Raw genomic sequence first — 20,195 nt, 5'->3', positions numbered from 1 at the left:
CATAGAGCGATGTCGCTCTCGTTCCGTTGAAACGTTGCCGATTCTAGATCGATCGATCTAGAATGATACTTCACTGAACAGAATTGAACGGAGACAGGTCGCATGATTGAGTTCTACTTCCACCCGACGCCAAATCCGGCGAAAATTTCACTTTTCCTTGAAGAATCGGGTCTTCCTTACCAGTTGAAACCTGTCGACACCAGCAAAGGAGAGCAGCACGCGCCTGAGTTTCGTTTGATCAACCCGAACGGCAAGGTTCCAGCGATAGTTGATAGTGATGGCTGCGCCGGAACGAAGACGGTTGTCTTTGACTCCACTGCCATCTTGATTTATCTGGCAGAGAAAACCGGCCAATTCGGGGGCGCGGCGAAAGATCGCGCGCAGCTTCTATCGTGGCTAATGTTCATCGCAAGCGGACTTGGGCCGTTTTCGGGACAGGCGGTGCATTTCCAATACGCGGCACCTGAGGGGCTTGACTATGCAGTAAACCGTTACCGCCGGGAAGCAGATAGGCACTATCAAGTGCTCAATGATCACTTGAAAGGGCGACGTTACGTCGTAGGTGATAGCTATAGTATCGCTGACATTTCAGCTTGGGGCTGGATCGATCGCGCTCCTCGAGTGTTTAAGGGCAGCGACGACGCGTTGAGCGCTTACCCAGATTTGCAGCGTTGGTTTGCGGAAGTTGATGCTCGGCCTGCCGTCCAACGCGCGAGAGCCGTCAACAAAACCCATGCCTTCAAAGCTGTGAACGACGAGGAGACGAAGCGCTCACTATTTCCTTCAAACTATCCGAAGTACAAACAAATGGAGACTTGAAGCATGGCACGTCCGCGCGAATTCGATGAAGAGGCAGCGCTCGATGCTGCAACGGCACAGTTTTGGTCGCGTGGATACGAGAGTACGTCGGTGCGGGAGCTTGCGGCTTCTATGGGACTAACCTCGGCGAGCCTCTACAATGCCTTCGGAGACAAACGTGCGCTCTTCGAGCAAGTTCTTGAACGGTATGTGGAGCACGGGTTCCGCGATCGTGCAAAGCGCTTTGAGAAGAACTTGGCTCCGCGTGACGCCATCGTCGCCTTCTTTGAAGAGATCATCCGACTCTCGGTCATCGACTCGCACCGCAAGGGATGCCTGATCGTGAACTCGACATTGGAGCTGGCGCCGCGTGACGAGCACTTCCACGGGATATTGGATGGCGTCTTGAAGGAGATAGAGGCGTTCTTTATGCGTTGCGTGTCGGCCGGCCAAAGGCAAGGGGCGATACCGGCCACAGCGTCCGCCGCTGATCTCGCAAAAACCCTTCTTGCGTGACTGATGGGGCTACGTGTGCTGGCCCGGATCAACCCTCAGCGCAGGTTTTTGCAAGGAGCCGCGCAACCGGTTTTGGTGATGATCGGCGCCGTCTGAGGCACGAACGCTCGAGTATCCAGTTGGCGCTACCAGCGTAGTAGTCGCGGCTCAAATCCAGTACCAGTAAGAGCAGAAGTGAATATTCCAAGTGCATACCGAATTCCCCAGAAAACGGGACTGATTTCGGGGCAGTGCAAACAATACACTACGGTCGCGGGTGGAACTGGCAAGCAATCCAACGACAGCACCCCTAAGCGTAACCGAGAGGGTGCTAGGGACTTCACAGCCCAGAATACAGCAACAAATGCAGATACCGAAAGAGGGAGATGTCGAGAGGACACGATTTCCACGAGTGGCCCACTGCGGAAGATAATCCGGTGGATGGTCCGGCATTTGCAAGAACGACCGTGGCGCAACCCATACCGCGACGAAGGGCAGGCAGGTCAATGCTCACAGCGCGCCCCCGCGAGCCCTGGGTCGTCCAACGCGAATAATGAGTACCAGCGTCTCGCCCGAAATAGCGACCCGAAAGGCTAGCTTCGCCCAAAAAGTTTATGTTCGGACGGTGCTGTCCAAATCAGGCCTAAGTCCAAACGAAAAGGCCATCAAGATAAGTCGTCGGACTTCATCGAAGGCCCGAATGAGCGTAGAAAGCGCTTTTAGGCCAAGATGTACGCCAACTTTGACTGCCGACCCGGAGAGGCCTGCATGGTCGTCGAGCGGATCGTTCAAATATTCACATCGCGCGCGTGACCGAAAGAAGTCCATTAGCGTGTATCGGGCAATTGCGTGCAGCCATGCGATCATCGGTTCGTCGGTTCGTCGGTTCGTCGGTTCGTCGGTTCGTCGGTTCGAAAAATGGGGCGGGCATTGTGCACCGCGAGCAGAGTCTCTTGAACCAAGTCCTCGACGTCGTCTTGATAGTGAGTAACCCTCTTGTGTAGAAATCCGCGTAGGTGACGAGTGAACGCTCGCACAAAGTCGTGGTACGCCTCTCGATTTCCGTGAAGACCGCCGATGAACATTTATTTCAGACGGTTTTCGGCTTTTTGCAACATGTTTCGTATGCTGGCAAAACATTGAGTTGATGACGCGGACAAGGACATGACGCGTCAGTGCAACCTACGTTGGTGTTTTAGATCGAGCGTTGCAGAATACCTGAAGCTACTTCAAGCTGCAACAGTACTGTCGTCGTGCATCCGTGTCGAGGAGGATCACCTTTTGCGTACTTTTTAAAAAAGTGTTTTACAGGTTACGATTTCCGGGAAAATATCGCCGTATATGATGGGGCTGTCCACACAATGACCGGGTCTGGTTTCTTGTAAAGGTGATCGGTGTCCAAGGTCATGCGAGCGGCTTGCGGGACTGAGATGCGGTGACAACTCGGTTCGTATTGACGCCGGCATTAGAGCAGACAAGGCAGGTGTTGGACGAGAACGCATAGGCGTGGCTCTGTAGGGCTGATGGGAAGGAATCTGTCCAACCCGACGCCGGTCCCAGTGACGAACGTGACGAGGCAGACCAGAATTACCAACCGAACTGGAGAAATTTGATATGCCTAACGCAAGCGGGGAGCGACTGGTAGTGCAGTATCTCGACCTTTTCTGCCAAGTGGCCGCGAAGAGCGCGAAGGGCGAAGACGTATCGCGGCAGTCGTCGATCCTCTTGGAGAACGCAGCGAAGCAGTTGAGCGCCTGGCGGGGAGACCAAAGGATTGATGCAAAGAGTGAACTGATTCGTCGACTACGAATGCGGGCGGAACTGCTGTCGCGTTCCGCACCAGACCAATCGAAGGTGCTGATGGACGTGGCCGAGAAGTTGAGATCGAATCGGCAACTCTGAGCGGACTTAGCCCGACGAGTTTGAAAGTACCACTGCGATACCCGCTTTCTGAGGTTGACAGCGCTTTCGGCAGCTGGACTAGGTCACGTCGGTCGTAAGGCGGTTGCTGTCCGCAGCCGTGACAATCACGTCAAGCGAGAGCGGTGTCCTTGCCACGAAGTGTTATGCGCAGACTTGAACTCCGGGAAGACATTGACTATCGACCTTCGGGTGGAATCGTTACGCAGTAACGGTCCTGCGTGGGAAATTGGAAAAGATTGGAATGTCGCGCCTAGAGCGGAACTGCTATCGCTAACACTAAGGCCACTCGCAACCGCCGTCTGGCTGCGCGGAAGGCCTGAGACTGGACCGCATACTCATCGGATATCTGGGTGGCGGACGTTGATGTGAACATCAAGACGCTCCCATCTACCAGAGAGCGAGGTTGGCTTTCTACAAGATAATGGTTTCTAAAGTCATTCTTCTTCGTGCCCTCGTTCCTTCTCGGCTTTTCGGGTTTCTGTTGTAGTTGCATCGGATGTCCTTTTAGACCTCTCTTCAGAGGCCTTCGCACCGTCGAGAGGGAACATCACACTCGCGCGTACGGAGTTCCGAAGGGACGCAACTAGGCCCAATCAATCCCGAGTCAGCCCAATGTGTCATCATGTCGCTTGCAAACTGTAATCATCCAAGTCGCTTCTAGCGCGCTGAGGCGGCTGCGCGCGTGTATCACTAACCCACAAAAGTCGATCTGCGTTCTATGGTAATTCGTTGTCAGATAACCAAAAATACGGCTACGCGTAAAAGTCATTCGCATGAGGCAAGCGTGTTTGATACTTTGCTGTCTCCGATGGTCGTATTGCCAGCAAAGACGCGAACGGATCTATGCGGCGTAATTTCAGGCTGGATAAGAGTAGTGTTTGAGACCGAACAGCGATCTAGTTGAGGCCTGCGATTGAGAGTCGAAGGCCTTTTTTTTCATCGTCGGGACCGAGGAGAATTTTCCGTTTGCGTTCTGCTCGCGGTCAGCGAGATACGGATGAGATAGTCGAATTTCGACTAGGTAAGAGAAACTGTTGTGTTTGACAACAATAGAATTGTTGCGAATATCCACCCTAATCACGGTTTTTGTTCTCGCCGTAGCCGGCTGGCTCTGGGAGATCCAGATTCGTACTTACAGGGTACTGAGGCGGGAACGCGTTGACGGCATTGAATCTCTTCCCGATGGTGCACAATTAGCAGACATATTGCGATATTTCATCGGCTACCCTGAAATTGACTGCGAGTTGTACGTGTAGCTGCCGGAGTGCGGCTCCGCGTTGTTTATTTTTTCTCTGTTGCACGATAGAATTCGCAGCCCTCCTTATGATCGTGTCTTTGATGCTCGGAAGGACCTCTTAGAGAAACGAAGAGATGCCGTGCTTACGGTCGATTTGAGTACCTTTGAAAGACATAAACAAGTTAGGTGTAACGAACGCGACCCCAAATCTTCGGAAGATGAAACGTACCCTATCCACGCTTTACCTTAAATTTTTGGTCTGTTCTGTTGCTGGATGCGGCATCAATGTGATGGCCAGTCCCGCTTCTGTTCCGGATCGGGTCATCGTGCTTGATTCTGCTGAGGCTGAGCTGTCACTCATCGATCAGTCGACTCATCACGTCATCGCGACGGAATCCACAGGAAAAGAACCCCACCATTTGACGATTTCGCCAGACGGCTCGTCTTTGATAGTGGCGAATTCGGTATCGAACAGCCTGATGCTCGTGGATCCGCACAGTGGACGTCAGCAACGTACAATTCCAAATGTTGAGGATCCTTATCAGCTTGGGTTCTCTCCTGATCGAAAGTGGTTCGTCACAGCAGCGCTGAGGTTGGATCGGGTCGATATATACCGTTATGATGGTGCCAACGTTATCCTCTCCAAACGGGTCCCGATTGCGAAGACGCCAAGTCACCTCACATTTTCGTCCGACAATCGAACTGTATTCGTGACGCTTCAGGACTCGGGTGAACTCGCAGCGATCGATCTCTTGACGCAAAGCATATTGTGGAAGATGAAGGTAGGAAGTGCGCCAGCGGGTCTCTGGATGACGCCAGGCGATAAATATTTGCTCGTCGGGATGACCGGGGAGGATAACGTGACTGTGGTCGACTGGCGCAAGCATGCGGTTGTGGAGAAGATTCACACAGGCCGTGGTGCTCACAATTTCCGGAATTTGGACGATGGAAAGCATGTAGCCGTATCCAATCGTGTTGATAGCACGATAAGCATACTTGATTACACGTCGCTCACGAACACCGGGGATATCACTGGACTGTTACCGGGCCCGGACGATATGGAGTTGGCGGCCGATAAGCGCTTCCTCTGGGTAGGATTTCGATTTGCGCGTCACGTTGGGGTGATTGATTTGACGACCCGTAAGCTCGTCGACACCATCAAGGTGGGTCGGTCGCCACACGGCATCTTCTTTGCGAACCGAGCACCGGTGGTCCCGCCAAATCCGGATTGATCTCCGGCTTGCCATTGCTTGGCTCGTGTGTAACCTGTGTGGCGCTCAGCGGAGGAGGTGTTGGATCGCGGAGCGGGCACCTATGTGCTAACTGTGTGTGTGAGTCGTGACGTGATCGGCTCGATGATGTCGATGACCTCGGCGTATGAGTCAAGGTTAATGTTCGTAGTGCACTCTCTCAAACGAACGACTCCCAGCATTCGTTTGTACGGGGTGGGTTCGAATCTACCACGGGAGTGCAACAGGTCAAGCGGGAGTTGCGTGAACGTAAAGCGTAGGGAGAGAGCTGCGGCGATCTGAGCAGGCATCTTTGCCTCGCGCTGAGTACGCCGACCATAGTAGTAATCTGGGTGCATCGCTAGGGTCAACTCTTAATTTTAGGCGGAACGTGACCGCTGTGAATTGCAATGACGACACCGAAGAGAGCGAAATCATCTCGAGTATCACACCCTCGGACCAGAAAATCGTATCTGTTGCCGATGCCTCAATCAGAGGCGGACGCAATGATTCTTCAGGTTCGTCTAGGGTTTGAGACGGTCCGAAACGGCCGAGGTGCACACCGTGACGTACTGATGCTGGCTCAAACAATTCTGCTGACGAGTCTCCTGACCCGAAGTGGATTTGGCAACCTTGAACTGGCGTTTATCCGTCAGGTCGAGAGCGAACTTATGGAACTGCTGGAACGTGGCAAAGAAACGGGCAACTGGTTCGTAGCCGAGCCGTTGCTTCTTGACCTTTCGCTGATCGTGAACGAGCACGATCGACAGTTGAGAGAGGTTCGCTTTGGGGCGGTTTTTGATGCAACGGAGAGACTGGATCGGTTGGTCTCAGCTTGTCCGCAGAAGCTCTCGCTGCGATACGCTCGTGAGAGCTGAGCGGAGTACCCTTTTGCGCGAAAAAAAGATCCAACAGCGCAACTTGCTTAGTGTGACGTTCCCTTGATCGAAATGCCGGCGTGATCACTGTTTCCATCTTTGAAGTCCTTCCGCTCAGCGCAATGGAAACGCAAGTGACAACGTCGTGGTTGGTCAACTGCGATGCAGTTGAGGGAGAAGACTACGATCTTGACAATCTGACCGCCGTTTGGAAGGCGAGGAATGCACACGATCAAAGGCTCGTTGAGGCGAATCAGCAAGGCAGTAAGTCGAAGGGATATCGCCCGGGTCCTTATTCTCCTCTGGTTGAGCGTGGCGTGACGGGGTTATCGATTGGTATTTGGCCACGCTGAAAGAAGAGTTGAGTGCTGCGCCAAAGATCATTCCCTTGGGGCGCGTTCAAGTATGAGCGGTAGCGCTTTCACCGAAGCGACCTGCACCGGTACTGCGTCAGAAAGCTGGAATGTCAAAACATTCCAGTTCTCGCTCGCGCAGCCTCTCGATCACTTTCACTTTACTGCAGGTCGGTACGTGACGCTGGGACTCGAGATTGCTGGCGAGAAAGTGCACCACTGCTACACGGTATCGTCAGCGCCGCAATCCCAGAAGGAAGGGCAATTTGAGATCAAGGTTAAGCATTCGCCCGGTGGGACGGTTTCGTCCTGACTTCATGAAAACATGACGGCCGGTGGAGCACTGAAGGTATCGCGCCCCACTGGTGACTTTACCATTGTCAATGGCGAAAACAGAGCCGTTGTTTGTTGCTGGCGGGGTGGGCATTACCCCGCCTATTGCGATGGCCCGGGCAAATTCGGGTTTAAGGCATCAGTTCCGACATCGAGTTCCTTCAGTTTGCTCGAACGGACGAAGATAGCTTGTTTCGAGACGAGTTGCTCAAATCGGGAGTTTATCCGTTGGTACCACTCCTCACTTCACCACGTCTAAGGGAGAGAGCTTGCACTTCAGGAGTGGGCGACTGTGCAAGGAGGCCCTCGACCGCGCGGTGCCGGACTGGGCATCTATAGAGGTGTTTTGTTGCGGACCTGAGTCATTCATGGAGGCAATGCAACTTATTTTTCTAGCGTCAGGGGCACATCCTGAACGCTTCCATCAAGAGAGTTTTGAGCCGCCGGGGCAGGCCCCCGTGCATGTTCCTCCGTTCGTTGGTGTCGCGACGGTTCGTCTGTCGGAATCTGGATTGGACGTTAAATGCGATCTGGGCACGACGATCCTTGATGCAGTCCACTCGTTACTGAATGGACCAAGAATTCCCAACGCCTGCCGCGTGGGCGTTTGTGGAACCTGTAGGCTTAGGAAGCTGGACGGAGCGGTGGAATGAACCACATCGGCGGCATCACCGATGAAGAGACAGCAGAGGGCTTTGTGCTCACCTGCTGTTCCATTCCTTTGTCCGACGTAACCTTGGAATTCTGAGCGGCGGCCGCCGAGTTAGAGCGTTTTTTAATCAGATTGGCAACCGAGGTTGGACTCCGTGAGCACAGTTGCCATGTGCCAATCCGACCACTGCATTCGCAGCACATCCGAAGCCGGTGAGAGATTTTCGTTTTCGAGGCGGTGCATCATCTTCGAGACGAAAATAAGAGAAGATGTCCTAAGCTGTCAACCTGACATTGCTAGCTGACTTTCAACCTGATCGAATGAAGCTCGACACGCGCCTCGTGTGCGGCATCGATACAGATTCAGTGCGCCAGCACATCGCGCGCCGTCTGATCTCCAAGGGTAACAACTTTAGCGTTCGTGTCATCGCCGAGGGAATCGAAACGCGGCGAGCGCGATTTCTTCGCTGCGCACGGCATCACGCTCATGCAAGGATACTTTTCGCGATGCCTGGATTTCGATCAATACCTTAAGCAGCCGATCACTCGTTAGCGTAAGTGCGTCCCGGGTACCTGAAACGAAGCAATGCGTAGGTAGAGCGCAATTCGACATACCTCGGCTTTGCGGCTTCGACTCGGCAAGCGTGTCGTCGGAATGGCGGGCTCATAATCACAGGGTGTGAAGTTCGAACTTGAACTATCCGACGGTGGGGATGCGATCCGATGACCGTGATCTCCCTTTCTGTAGCAACCGACGTTTCGGGGTCCTCCGAGGCGGTTCGTGGACCTTTGAGTTGGCTTCTGAGACTAACAAGTGCCTTCGTAGGTCGCGCCATAACTAACCTGGGCAGACGCTCCCGAAATTACGTCCAGATAGTTGTTCGATGAGTGTACTGTTGGAATCTGGGCGGTACCCCAATTGCCGTCATAAGAGCAGTCTGCTCGTGGAGATGACCCAGTGTATTCCTCCAGCAACTGTCCAGATTGATCTCGGAGTGTTACGACCACTCCAAGGTGCGACCCCGTACGGTCATCGTGCGTGACGTTGTAGAACTGCCAAGTAGTAACGTATCTGGTGCTTAGTGTTCCGTTCGGAGCACGTTCCTCAATGATCGTCACAGTCATGTTGCGGATTTTTGAAGCAACTATTCCTCCTCCGTCTAGAACGTCCATCGGATCCCACGTGTAGACTTTTTGGCGGGACGATGAAGGCATGTCCTGCGCTGCAACGTGGGTTGGAGCGAGCAGATTCGAAAACAAAAGCATCGACACAATCCCCGAAATCAAGGCAACCGACATCTTACACATGTCCTGTCTCCTGTTCGTCGTGAGCCGTCCAGTGAGGTAACATCGGCGCAGTCACGCAATTTGGATTAAGTCTATGGTTCGCATGACTGATTTTCAAGAAACTAAAGGGTCGATTTTTCCGTTATCGCCCGGTTCTGACAGAATGCTGACAACGAAGCGAGGCGTTTCCATCTCTCTTAGTGGAAACCTAGTGCTTGGCTGGCATAGGTCGAACGCTGAACCCACGCCTTTCGTGTCGAGCACGTATGCCCGTCGGGATCTCCGACCTATTTGCTTGTTTGAAGGGCGGGGAGTGTCTATAACGTATGGTAACCGATCGACGATATGACGCATCGGGCGGAAATCACGGCCACATAAAGGAGATTCGGATGAAGCAAGAGCCAAAAAATGCTCCTGAGGAATCGGATGGAGGCGGCAGTTTCACGTGGCCGTGGCGCGTGACAATTACGTCAGCGAAGGCCTCTACGCAGACCGATCCGATAATCCCGTGGCCTTTAGCCGAGGAAGCTTTCCCGCCTTCGGTGAAGAACATTCCCGTCTTCTTACAAGATCTGATAGGTCGCCAATGCCGAATGCTGACGCCATCCTCTGTTGTTGCGGAAGAATTTCGGCACGATCGCGTCAACATTTTGGTGGATGACAGCGGAATAATTACCGACATTCGTTTCTTTTAGAAGAACGCCTTACAGAGCTTGCACAGGGGCCGGGACGCTGCATCGTTGATTATCATCTGACTAATGCCAGTGTCGGTGCATGAACCTAGTTGCGCGAGTCGCAGTTTGAAGCTTCCCAGTTCCCTCGCTTTGGGGACGGGCCTCGTCGTCTTAACGCGAACACGTTTGACGTTGTGACGCGGGCATTCTGCTACGCACCTCGCCCATCTCGGCCGAGCTTAACACTGAGGTGGCTTACTGCCCTCGGTGTCTGCCTCTTTTGCTGGGAATTCTAGCGGCTGAGTTATGCGCGCGAGGGCAAAGCTATTGGGTGGCCACTGATTGCACCATACAGACCGACCGCGACGTACGCAGCTGTTTCAGTACCTAAAATAATGAAGAGCAACGCGTCCTTGCGGCGGTTGGAGGCTTTCTTCCATGCCGTGACATCGATGCCAGACGGCGATGGATGTGGTTCTGGATGTGTGTGCCACTCGCCTAGGTAGTCGCCAGTCTGTTGGGTGTTGGCCCAGTAGCCAGTTGCCAGCCGTTGATGATGCCGTTCCGCTCGGAAAAAACTGAAACGGGACTGGCGGTCCTCTGGCTGCGGCGAAGTGGCATAAGTCACGTGAAGGTGCGGGCCACGTCGGAAGCCCAGCAGAATTCCACCCGTCTCTGGTGCGGACGGCAAGATTTGCCTGAACGGAGAAAGGAGCGCCCACACTTCTTCTTCGATAAGGATGTCTCCGCCCGGCAAGAGCGAGTTCGAAACTCTCAGTTCCCGGAACATGCGGGGCATTCCTTGATCCGACCCAGGTCTTGATTCTTCACTTTCCTTACATCCGCATTCTCGACGTAACGGGTTCTGAACCTGGGCGAGGGGTCTCCCTTCAACCAGTCAATAACGACATCTGTCGCCAACGTGGCGGCGTACATGGGTGAAGACACGGCGTACGGTGTGAAAGAGCGGCATCCCAAAAAGCGCGTATGAGCCGCGTGCTCCAGGACAGGGAATCGCTCTTCGAAGTAATTAGCCCCAAATGCCTGTCGCAGGCAACGATAACAGCCGAGCTTGTTACTCGCGTCGACCCAGAGCGCTTGCACACATTCACCGTTTCCGCGAATGCAAACGTACAGGACGGGACATAGACGGCTCTTGACATGATGAGCGTTCAACCGCTCATTCGCTGCTTCGCTACCGGTGCAGTCAATAACGAGGTCGGTCGAAAAGAATTCGTCGGTCAACGACGGCGCTTCTGGTAACGCCTCCGTGTTGACATACGGGAACTGACGGAGCAACTCCTGGCGCAATGCCACTGCCTTGTTTTGGTATAGAGACGTGAAGCCGAGCGCGTGGCGGCCGAGATTATCGGGCTCGAGGTCACCAAAATCGTAAAGCCGAAGCAGACCGCCTTCGCCCGTTCCTGCACCGAGTCTGACCAGCGCCGCTGCGACGTAGCCACCGATCGCACCACACCCAACTATTTTGATACGGCGACCAACAAGGCTCGGATATGCATGAAGATTGCGCGTATGGATGTACTCCGCGCTGATGTGATCAAGCTTCAAACGCGTGACCTTCTCAACGCCTCCTGCGCCATGCAGGAATTGTCGAAACTGTCTAGGTGCGTTGGCATAGCCGAGGCGGTGTCGCCTATCGAGAAGGAACTGCACACCGAGACCGCCGGCAGGCGTGAAAATCGCGATGACGCAGCCGCCGCGAGTCAGATAAGTCTTATCCGAGCCGAGTCGCTGCTGAATCCTGCTATACAGATCCTTGTCCCATTCCCTGACCCAATTGAAGAATTCGCGGATCGTACGGGGTAAGCCGGTCGGTGGGACGGCCGGCATTGCTGCCGTCTCAAACAGAAGACACGCAAGCGAACCTTTGACGAGTTCCTCAGCATCGATGTTAGCGGTTAATCGGCGTGCTGCAGAGACGTCTTTCGCTATGAGACCGCGCGCGAGCTGGCCGTCCTCTTTCAGGAAGAAATAGGACGCCTTGGGCGTTTCCTCCATGAGCACGTCGTCGACAAGTACCGGCCACGCTTCAGGCGACTGACCGAAGGTCCAATACGCCGCGAACTCGTTGGCGATGTCATCCTTCTGCGGCTTCCCGCTCAGCACATCGTCGAGCACTTTGATCGCTGCCTGGAGGCACTGTTCAACTGCAACATCAGGCCTGTACCGGTCGAGAATGACGGACTCGGGCATGAAATAACAGAGCCCTCCCGTTGCATCGACGTGAGCAATCAGTGCAGGAAGAGAAGCAGGGCGCTCGAGAAGCGTGATACGCGGGTATTGCGTGAAGTCCCAGTCTTCGATTTCCAGGTGAACGGCCACAGTTGCTTTCGCGCACTGTAGCTCGCCGCGAAAGGCTTTTACTCCCTTCCTTGCCTTATACGGCTTCAATCCGTACTCGCGCAGGATCATGTATGTCCGGCCCCGCGCGTCGATGTCGATGTGCTTCATCCGGCCTTGCTCGCACCCACCGCCGGCTTGCTGACTTTGGTAGCCGGAACACGCCGAATGTCGTCGTTGGAAGAATCGATCTCAATCCAGTCGGGTTCGTTCGGGACACGGCTGCCGAGGTGTGCTCTCAAGCCCGTGATAGCGTCGTAGCGACTCGAGTATTGAAGGTTGCGACCGCGCTCGACAGCACCAGCGAGAAGGCCGGCCCGAGCCGACGCTTCACGCCGTTGGTCGGCATTGAGCCGATTGAAGTCTTCCTTCCCTTCGTCGATTCCTGCTTCGTAGATATTCCCGGCCAGCGCAGCGACGAGCTGCTCGGCGGCGCGCTGCAGCGCGATGTCGTCACGGCCCGTGACGCCGTTGAATTCGCGGGCTACGGCGATCATGAGGGAGATGGACGTAGGCCCGCCGTTCCGCCAGTGGAAATCTCGCCACGCTTTGACGTATCGGCAAACCCGACGCAGTTGGCGAGCATGGTTTCCGGCTTCATTCAAGCGATCTTGAAACCATGTAGCGACGTCGTTCGGGTCAGAGTGTTTCCAAAGACCGTCGCGCGTAGCAAGCACGACGGCTTCCAACTCGTCCCATGTCTGGCGCTGGACCTCTACGCTGTCTGCCGTCGCGGACTCGAAGATCATCGTCTCGTACGCCTTGGCGAGGCGCACATTTTCGACGACTTTCGCAAACTCTTCGGCCGATGCTGCATAGAGCGGCACGTCCATGTGTGCCCAAGAGGCAACTTGGATACGACTGCAAGTGTCCTTGTCCGTGATGAGCTGCCAATCCTCGTTGTCGCAGAGGTCGGAGAGCAAGTGCTCAACGAGAACGAAATAGGCCTTCGCCATGCGCTCCGGCGGCCCGTTTTCCTTCCACACGTCGACCGGCAGGTACACGCCGAAATCCCAGTCCATCTCTTGCGGAGGCAAATGACACGCTTGCACGCACGTATCGTAATTCCAGGAGCCTTGCGTCCGAAAGCGCGGGGTCACTTTTGTCGACATGCCGAGCACCGTCGTCGTCGCATCTGCAATGCCCTCACGCAAATGATCGCGGACTTTGTTGCGGCAGGCTCGCAGGAATTCGCGTTGTTCGTCCGTCGGATTGATTTCCGAATAAAAGGTGCCGTCTTGGGCTTGAGCGTGCAGTAGTTTGTGGAGGTTGAGCATCAGGCGACTTCCGTAACGAGAGCGTGTGACCCATAGAAAAACACGGGTTGCGCGGGCGAGTGCTGCATGAACTGTGCGAACTGCTTCTTACCAAGAAGATGTTTTGCTTCTTCGGACGCAGAGCCGAGCAACACTTCTCTGGCAGCCGCATCAACTCGGTCAAGCGCGACCGAGCGGGCTCGCTCGTCGGTGAGTACGTCGTCCACGTGAAGATAGTTGTTCTCTGGCAGCAGATGGCCCAACATAAAGTTGGTCATGGATTCCTGCGCTGAGATACTGAGGCCGAACAGCCGCTGGGGCGTCGCTGCGGGCTTGACTCCGCCCCAATCGAGCAATCCGCCCTCGCGATTGCGGCTAGGGTCGACCGTGAATTTCGAAGACATCGTTCCGATCGACAGGAGACTGACGTCGGCGATGTCGCCGAGTCGACCGAAGAATTTCTGGGCCTCGTGAAGTCCCAGGAGTCCAGGCGCGTTGGCGAACAGCCCGCCGTCCACATATTGGCAATTGTCGAAGACGTAGCGCGGAAAGTAAGTCGGAGCCGCGCTGGTCGCCATTCCAACGTCAACAACGCGGTAACGATGATCGCGCTTGAACGTTTCGTGATGTGGTGTCTTGAACAAGACGGGTTGCCCGCGCGTGTAGTTGATTGCGGGGACGATGACCGGGTGCATGCAATCGCCAACGAGCCGCTCTCCAAAGAGGCTCTCTTGCTCAAGCAGGTTACGAAGGTGCTCACTGCTGTACTTTGCGCGAAGAAATCCTCCAAGGGTGAAGCGTGGACGGAAGATGTCCCTACCATGCTCGACAAAAAGTTCGACCATCTGCGCCGCTGGAATCTCGAGCGCGAGTGCGAGCGCGAGGATCCCGCCGATGGAGGTACCGGCGATCAGGTCGAAGCGCCGCGCGATAGGCATGCCGATTTCTCGTTCGATTTCCGCGAGAATCTTTGCCGTGAATAGACCTCGATATCCGCCTCCCGACAAGGCCAGAATTTGAAAAGGGCGACGGACTTCCACGCAGAGCTCCAGGATATATGCGGACAGGACGCATAATATCTGATGTTTCGTGAAGACACAAGATATAGGTAATTTTGCTTATCCACCACAATATATGGTGCTATTGATTTCATCTTTTCAATAGTATAGATATATCGTTGAGTTAGGACGTGTAGCGGAACGTACGCAAAACGTTCGTAGAGCATGATGGGAGTGTGCCTGAAAGGCGGCCGCAAACATTAGTGGGAAAACAGGTTCGTTGCCTCTGAGCGGTTGGGCCGGAGGGGCATCTGTGCGGTTTCGGACGCTTGTGTCGAATAAATGTGCTTGCACGAAGTGCCGACTGCTCTTCCGCGACGGCACCGAATATGAAACTCGTGAGACAAAAGATTATGTACTAGCCACGCTTGGGATTTTAAGCAGTGTGCGATCGGCCGTACCAATCGGATTGCCGCGTCTCGATCCGCGTAATCAACCGGGACTTCGGAGCAGGAGAGTTCGGCACGGCGGTAAATTGCACAAGCTGAAGCCACTAAAAACTGGAATGATGGGCCGGTGACAAGAAGGAAGCGTAACCCCGTTTTTACGTGGATCGGAGGATCGAGAATCTAGTTTCCTGCAGGCTTTTCTTCGATGCGACCGTCGAAATCAAGATTAACACTCGCATCTGGTATGTCCGTGACCGACGTGTCGGGAATCTTTCCGTCCGGCGGGACCCACCGGAAATCATAACGTTGCTTCGGTGGTATATTTTTTTTATCGAAGATTAGCAGTTCGTCTCCTGGTTCAATGCGCAAAGGAGAAGTGGCTCCCCTTTCAACAATGTACACAGGAACGAGCGATCTATTTCGGATGGTGACTGTGAATCTCGCTGAGAATCTCTTTAAACTGAATCCGCTGTCATTCCCCCGAGAATCAATCCAAGACCACCACTGGGTTTCCCATAAAGCCTCTTCTTTTGGCTGTAGCTTGATCGCGATGCGTCGTCTGAAGCCACTGTTAGTGAGGGTTACGCGCGTCTCCAAATAATTTCTGATGGCCCCGTTTTGATGTGTGATTTGCAGCTTGTCTACGACGGCCGCCGGTTCGCCGTCATCGCGTTTCATGTCGGGGACTATTTCGACTGTGATCTCTGAATCATAAGAGATATCTCCAAAAGCATTGCGGAGAAGATACTCATTGTGAAATTCGCCCCGATAGGCTGAACGCTGTTGGTCGTACTCCACAATTGTGATAGTGTGGGCTGCTAGCTCTGCATACACACAGTTTTCCTTCGCAACGCCCTCAAAAAAATTTAGAATTGGGGTAGCGGCGTCTTTATTCGCAAACATTCTGCGCACGCGCTGCTGTAGAACGTCGCCCGAGTCTCCAAAAAATTGCGCCAAGACTCCTGCTGCGCCAACGAAGCCGAAAAAAATCGCGTCCGAAGCGATATTGACAAAGAGAGAGTCAAAAAACACTCCCGGCTTTCCGGTGATAGAGTTCCAACGTAGAAGTAAAATCACGAAGCCTATGACGAGATACAGACCGAATCCAATCAGGATCGCCAGAAAAAAACGATTGACGGCTCGAAACATCCTAGCGACGCCTCGAAACATCCTAGTGACGGCTCGAAACATCCTAGTGCTCCGTTAGAGGAGCTGCAGCGCTTCCCGTTCAAGGGACGCGTCCGCATCTCGCACAATGGATGGCCGACGACAAAACGGTTCAAACATTCCCTGACAAAGCGGTGTCGTATCGCTTCCGCACGCGGATCTATATCCGCCGAAACTCAAGCATAGTACATCTCGGATGCGAAACAAACAGACGGATGACCCTCTCGCCTTCAATTATCGGTCGGGCCCAATACGCGCCCCAAACACATAAGTCCGGTGCAGCTATTTCCAACGCGTCTTCATCATTCGCGCCCACCTTGATCGTCAAGCCGTCGTTCTTTTGTCTGATGGTAATGACCGACCGCAGCTCTGAGCTGAAATAATCTCCAATCAAAGTCTGATATTGGATAGGAGAGCCCTGAACTAGCGCAAGTTTGGTCAATTCATATCCGTTGTAGAATTCAATCGTCTCCCTATTTGCATCGAAGCTCATTACATTTGGCGTGCCGACGACTGAGTACTCGGCATGGCCAATTGATCGAAGTTCAAATCCCTGCATCCACCCTAACCATAGACGGCCGTCGGGCAGACGCTGTATCGATCTTACATCTCGTCTTTCTTCGTCGGAATAAATTCCGGTAATCACGTTCGGTGGTAAAAGGGCGGATTCTTTCGTGCCGTGCCCAGAATGATTAGATTCTGTTCCAAATAAACCTTTGAAAACGTCAATGGCCGACGTTTCGAGTTCGGCAAATCCACTGTTGGCGGCAGCAAATATTCCGGATGGTTCATCTGCGCATCGTACCAATATTGCATTGAATCCGTAGTCGAAGCCTCCGTGCATTATGACGTCGCGACCGGCAATCGTTGTAATGATTTGTCCGAAGCCATATCTGGACAGTTGACCATCATCCAGATAGCCGGGTTCGAAATATCCTACGTTCCGCACGGCAGCGAAGAACTCGTTATGGACAGAGCATGCAAGCCATTTGCCCATGTCCTCCACTGACGTCCGGAGACATGTCGACCCTATTACCCCGTACTGTGGGTCGTACCTCCAATATGCGTTACCTGCAGACCGATACCCATAAACTCTATGCGGTATGACTTCGTGTGCATTGGCTACGAAGCCTGTACTCGTCATCCCTAGCGGTCGGAAAAGGAGATCGTCAGCTAAAGAAGTGAATTCGCGACCGGTGATCTGCTCGGCGATTAGTCCTAGCAGCGTGTATCCGCTGTTTGAATAAAGAAATCTGCTGCCCGGAATAAAGTTGAGTGCGGACTCATTTTCAAGCCATCCTTGCACGTCTCCGGTTGTTATCTGATCACCTTCACGCCTTCCTGCGAAATAGGCGAGGGCCCATTGATCTCGGATTCCGGACGTGTGGAATAATAGATGACGAAGGCGGACATCCTCAAGTGCAGGTGGCAGCCAAGGAAGATATTCGGTTGCGGGCGATTCCATATGGAGTTTCCGCTCCGCAATCAAAGAAGCCACTATAAAAGCCGTAAATTGCTTCGCCAGTGATGCAACGTGGAAGCGACTTTGTGGGGATATCGAGACGCACTGTTCAATATCCGCCAGACCGGCAGTGTGGTACACCACCTCGCCCTGCTTGCAGACCGATAAGGCTGCACCCGGAAATGGTCTCGTGCTGTCGGATGGTTGGAGCGACGCTAGAAATTCTTCAGGTTTCATTCGTTCGCGCCCTAAATTTCGGTTGCTTCATGACTTGGATTGTTGGAACAGTAGCGATACATCGTACTCTCTCATCAAAGTTACACGCGGTCAAAAGACCGCCGTGCGGACGTCCTCATAGGCCGTGGTCCCACTCATTCAAGGCTGACGGGCTCGGCCTTCCGTTCTGAGCACCGTGAAGCTTTTGGAAGCAAGCTCAGACAGTCCTGAGCCGCTTCCGTCGGCACATCTGTCCTCTTGTTAGGTCGCCATCGGCGCAAATGCGGCACTCATACCGTTCAGCAACACGCGCGCGGTGACACTGTGCCTGCCGTCTGATGGGTGCAAGCAACGAACGACGGACGGAGAGCCGAGCGGGGAGGCTGAGCTTCCGCTTTCGAGCCTATCTCGTAGCATGCCAAGCGGGCGGGGGCGCAAAGGTGTTGTCCCGTTTTCCTATCATGCAAAGTCGCCTGCTCGTGGGGAAGACGCTGTCGGCCTCCGGAAATCCGCGAGGGGCCGAACATCGATCTGCGGCGCTGCGCGTTCGGCGTTTGCGTTATCGCCCACCCGCCGAAAACGCCCCACGCACCTGTCGCGCTCGTCGCGTGTCGTCTCCATGCAGATAACGAGAGGTGGTGGAGATCGACGCGTGCCGAAGATTGTCGCGCACGCATACGAGGTCGACGCCGCGCTCGAGTGCGTGGGTTGCATGGCTATGCCTTAGCCAGTGTGGGCTGACCTGGCGGAGCGTTTCGGCCAACGGCGGGCGCTCGCCCTCAACCGATTCGGCAGCCAGCTCGAAAAATCGCCGCAAAATCTGCCGCAGTCGCGCGGTCGTGATGCCCGTCGTGTCGACGGTGCCCGGTTTTTCGATCAGGGCGCCGACGAGCTTTACGGCGCGCGGCCAGTGATCTCGTGTCACCGGCAAGCCGCGCTCAACGAGGTGCGTCTCCAGCGCGCGCCACGCCAGCGGCGGTAGAGCGACTTTCGCCTTCTTATTTCCCTTGCCCACCAGGCGTAGCCAACGATCACCGTGTTCATCCTCCTGGATGTCGCTGAGCTTCGCGTCGACCAGTTCCTGCGCCCGAAGGCCGGTCGCATACCCAAAATCGAGAATGAAGCGCAAGCGATGCGCAGCCGGACCGCTCCAGCCATAGACGCGCTCGAGTTGTTCGGCAAGGTGTCGCGCGTTCGCCCACTGGGACTGAGTCAGACAACGCCCGGTATCAAAAGGCTTGTTCTGGCCCGCGCCGCGCACGTTGACACCGGCAAAGGGATTGGCTAGGACGTAGTGCTGCTCGATCAGCCAGCGGAACAGCGCCCGCAGCACCGTTAGCGCATAGGAGATGGACGGGGCAGACAAGCCGTCGACGAAGGGGCGCCATTCGACCGATTCACGCGGGCGCGCCGGACCGACCCAGCGCTCGCGCGGCGTCGGGCGTCGCAGGAATGTGCGATACGCCACCGCGTCGTCGGTGGTCAGCGACGAGAGCGGCCGCTGCCGTTCCACGATGGCCCACAGCAGGAGCCGCTCGGCTTCTTTCCGATAGGCCCGCGCCGTGTTGGGCGCTTCGTGCAACTCAAGCCACGCGTGGACCGCCGCGTAATCGGTGTCGGCGTTGAGCAGGCAGGTCGCCGCTGACGCCCGGAAGCGACCCCGCGAACCATCCAGTGCCTCAGGGACGCTCAGCACTTCCCATGGCACCACGAGGCGGTGCGTCGGCTGGCTCACAAGCGCCCGCGCTTGCACAGTCAAGGCCGGGTGCGCTGCAAAGAACGCTTCCACTTCGCGTGCCCCGACCCGGCCAATCCCGGCGAGGGCGCGCCACCAGAGGCGGCGGCGCGGCACGCGCAGGGTCAAGTCGGCAAGGGTGCGCATGCCCGCAGCATGGAGCGCGTGCACCACACGCGGCGACAGCCAGTCCTTCACTGCATCAGCCACTTGAGGCTCGGGAAGCGATGCATGCCGCAACACGTCGAGGGCGCGCACCACGGCAGCGGCGCGGGCGCCGCGCTGCGCTGCCGGGTGGTCGAAGAGTTGCGCCAGTTGGGGTTGCTGGTACGACCGCGCGAAGGCGGCGAGTCGGTTGCGAATCCGGCCGAGCAGGGCGCGGGACGATTGACCGTCTGCCCGCACATGGCTGAGGTAGCGATGCACGGCGGCGCGCGCAGTCAACCCCTCGTACCAAGCGCGCACGGCAGCCAACGCGTCGAGGTCGGGGAACGCGGGGAAGGGCGCGCGGGCGGGCGGGGCGTCGGAATGGGACGGGGCGCGGCGACCGCGCCCGGACGGGGGCGGCGACGGTTTCACGCTTCCAGTTTAGGTCGTGCGTGGTGCGATATCGATAAGAACAGTTATCGAAATGGACTCGCCAAAGCAACCGCCCCTTTATATCTCGAGTACTGGTTTAGGAATTCGGCTTGC

18 protein-coding genes and 1 pseudogene are annotated in these 20,195 nt (G+C 55.2%); 10 read left to right on the top strand and 9 right to left on the bottom strand.

What is annotated here, in order from left to right:
• Positions 1–102 precede the first annotated feature (102 nt).
• Complete coding sequence (locus BTHE68_RS20475; RefSeq protein WP_162068047.1) at positions 103–819, top strand: glutathione S-transferase family protein; 717 nt, start codon at positions 103–105, stop codon at positions 817–819.
• A 3-nt stretch (positions 820–822) separates the two neighbouring features.
• Positions 823–1,314 (top strand): TetR/AcrR family transcriptional regulator, encoded by a 492-nt coding sequence (locus tag BTHE68_RS20470; protein WP_353622651.1) that lies wholly within the window; start codon positions 823–825, stop codon positions 1,312–1,314.
• A gap of 125 nt (positions 1,315–1,439) precedes the next feature.
• On the opposite strand, the gene BTHE68_RS37270 is transcribed toward BTHE68_RS20470, so the two are convergent.
• Complete coding sequence (locus BTHE68_RS37270; protein ID WP_353622656.1) at positions 1,440–1,637, bottom strand: NrsF family protein; 198 nt, start codon at positions 1,635–1,637, stop codon at positions 1,440–1,442.
• Between the two features lie 343 nt (positions 1,638–1,980).
• A pseudogene (locus BTHE68_RS20460) lies at positions 1,981–2,378 on the bottom strand (sigma factor); the annotation flags it as partial.
• A 529-nt stretch (positions 2,379–2,907) separates the two neighbouring features.
• Here BTHE68_RS20460 and BTHE68_RS20455 point away from each other — a divergent pair.
• From BTHE68_RS20455 to BTHE68_RS20420, 8 genes are all read left to right on the top strand, one after another.
• Positions 2,908–3,195 (top strand): hypothetical protein, encoded by a 288-nt coding sequence (locus BTHE68_RS20455; protein WP_162068045.1) that lies wholly within the window; start codon positions 2,908–2,910, stop codon positions 3,193–3,195.
• Between the two features lie 1,548 nt (positions 3,196–4,743).
• Positions 4,744–5,685: a YVTN family beta-propeller repeat protein gene (locus BTHE68_RS20450; protein WP_232078027.1), complete on the top strand. Its 942-nt coding sequence runs from the start codon at positions 4,744–4,746 to the stop codon at positions 5,683–5,685.
• A 503-nt stretch (positions 5,686–6,188) separates the two neighbouring features.
• The gene (locus tag BTHE68_RS20445) at positions 6,189–6,560 is read left to right on the top strand and encodes a transcriptional regulator fis family protein (protein WP_162068044.1); all 372 of its coding nucleotides are present in this window, start codon (positions 6,189–6,191) and stop codon (positions 6,558–6,560) included.
• Between the two features lie 122 nt (positions 6,561–6,682).
• Positions 6,683–6,913, top strand: a complete 231-nt coding sequence (locus BTHE68_RS20440) for an SRPBCC family protein (protein ID WP_162068295.1) — start codon at positions 6,683–6,685, stop codon at positions 6,911–6,913.
• A gap of 52 nt (positions 6,914–6,965) precedes the next feature.
• A complete protein-coding gene (locus tag BTHE68_RS37265) occupies positions 6,966–7,226 on the top strand; it encodes an FAD-binding oxidoreductase (protein ID WP_162068043.1) in 261 nt (86 codons plus the stop codon).
• Between the two features lie 388 nt (positions 7,227–7,614).
• Entirely contained in the window at positions 7,615–7,899 is a 285-nt protein-coding gene (locus tag BTHE68_RS37260) for a 2Fe-2S iron-sulfur cluster-binding protein (RefSeq protein ID WP_162068042.1), read from the top strand.
• 319 nt (positions 7,900–8,218) lie between these two features.
• The gene (locus BTHE68_RS20425; protein ID WP_162068041.1) at positions 8,219–8,431 is read left to right on the top strand and encodes a hypothetical protein; all 213 of its coding nucleotides are present in this window, start codon (positions 8,219–8,221) and stop codon (positions 8,429–8,431) included.
• 1,142 nt (positions 8,432–9,573) lie between these two features.
• Complete coding sequence (locus BTHE68_RS20420) at positions 9,574–9,879, top strand: hypothetical protein (RefSeq protein WP_162068040.1); 306 nt, start codon at positions 9,574–9,576, stop codon at positions 9,877–9,879.
• 283 nt (positions 9,880–10,162) lie between these two features.
• Here BTHE68_RS20420 and BTHE68_RS20415 read toward each other — a convergent pair whose 3' ends face one another.
• The 7 genes from BTHE68_RS20415 to BTHE68_RS20385 form a co-directional block, all read right to left on the bottom strand.
• A complete protein-coding gene (locus BTHE68_RS20415; protein ID WP_162068039.1) occupies positions 10,163–10,648 on the bottom strand; it encodes a Mov34/MPN/PAD-1 family protein in 486 nt (161 codons plus the stop codon).
• The gene (locus BTHE68_RS20410; RefSeq protein ID WP_232077977.1) at positions 10,633–12,330 is read right to left on the bottom strand and encodes a ThiF family adenylyltransferase; all 1,698 of its coding nucleotides are present in this window, start codon (positions 12,328–12,330) and stop codon (positions 10,633–10,635) included. Before BTHE68_RS20410 ends, BTHE68_RS20415 begins: the two co-directional genes overlap by 16 nt.
• Positions 12,327–13,496, bottom strand: a complete 1,170-nt coding sequence (locus BTHE68_RS20405) for a CBASS cGAMP synthase (RefSeq protein ID WP_162068038.1) — start codon at positions 13,494–13,496, stop codon at positions 12,327–12,329. The genes BTHE68_RS20410 and BTHE68_RS20405 overlap by 4 nt, the downstream gene beginning before the upstream one ends.
• Positions 13,496–14,515: a CBASS cGAMP-activated phospholipase gene (locus tag BTHE68_RS20400; protein WP_162068037.1), complete on the bottom strand. Its 1,020-nt coding sequence runs from the start codon at positions 14,513–14,515 to the stop codon at positions 13,496–13,498. Before BTHE68_RS20400 ends, BTHE68_RS20405 begins: the two co-directional genes overlap by 1 nt.
• Positions 14,516–15,102: 587 nt before the next feature.
• Complete coding sequence (locus tag BTHE68_RS20395) at positions 15,103–16,071, bottom strand: hypothetical protein (protein WP_162068036.1); 969 nt, start codon at positions 16,069–16,071, stop codon at positions 15,103–15,105.
• 178 nt (positions 16,072–16,249) lie between these two features.
• Positions 16,250–17,788 carry a serine hydrolase domain-containing protein gene (locus BTHE68_RS20390; protein ID WP_162068035.1) on the bottom strand — a complete coding sequence of 513 codons (1,539 nt, stop codon included), beginning with the start codon at positions 17,786–17,788 and terminating at the stop codon, positions 16,250–16,252.
• A 538-nt stretch (positions 17,789–18,326) separates the two neighbouring features.
• Complete coding sequence (locus BTHE68_RS20385) at positions 18,327–20,081, bottom strand: site-specific integrase (protein ID WP_162068034.1); 1,755 nt, start codon at positions 20,079–20,081, stop codon at positions 18,327–18,329.
• Positions 20,082–20,195: the final 114 nt, after the last annotated feature.

The organism is Burkholderia sp. THE68, assembly GCF_009938265.1.
Lineage (GTDB): Bacteria > Pseudomonadota > Gammaproteobacteria > Burkholderiales > Burkholderiaceae > Caballeronia.
This window is presented reverse-complemented; position numbering and strand designations above follow the sequence as displayed.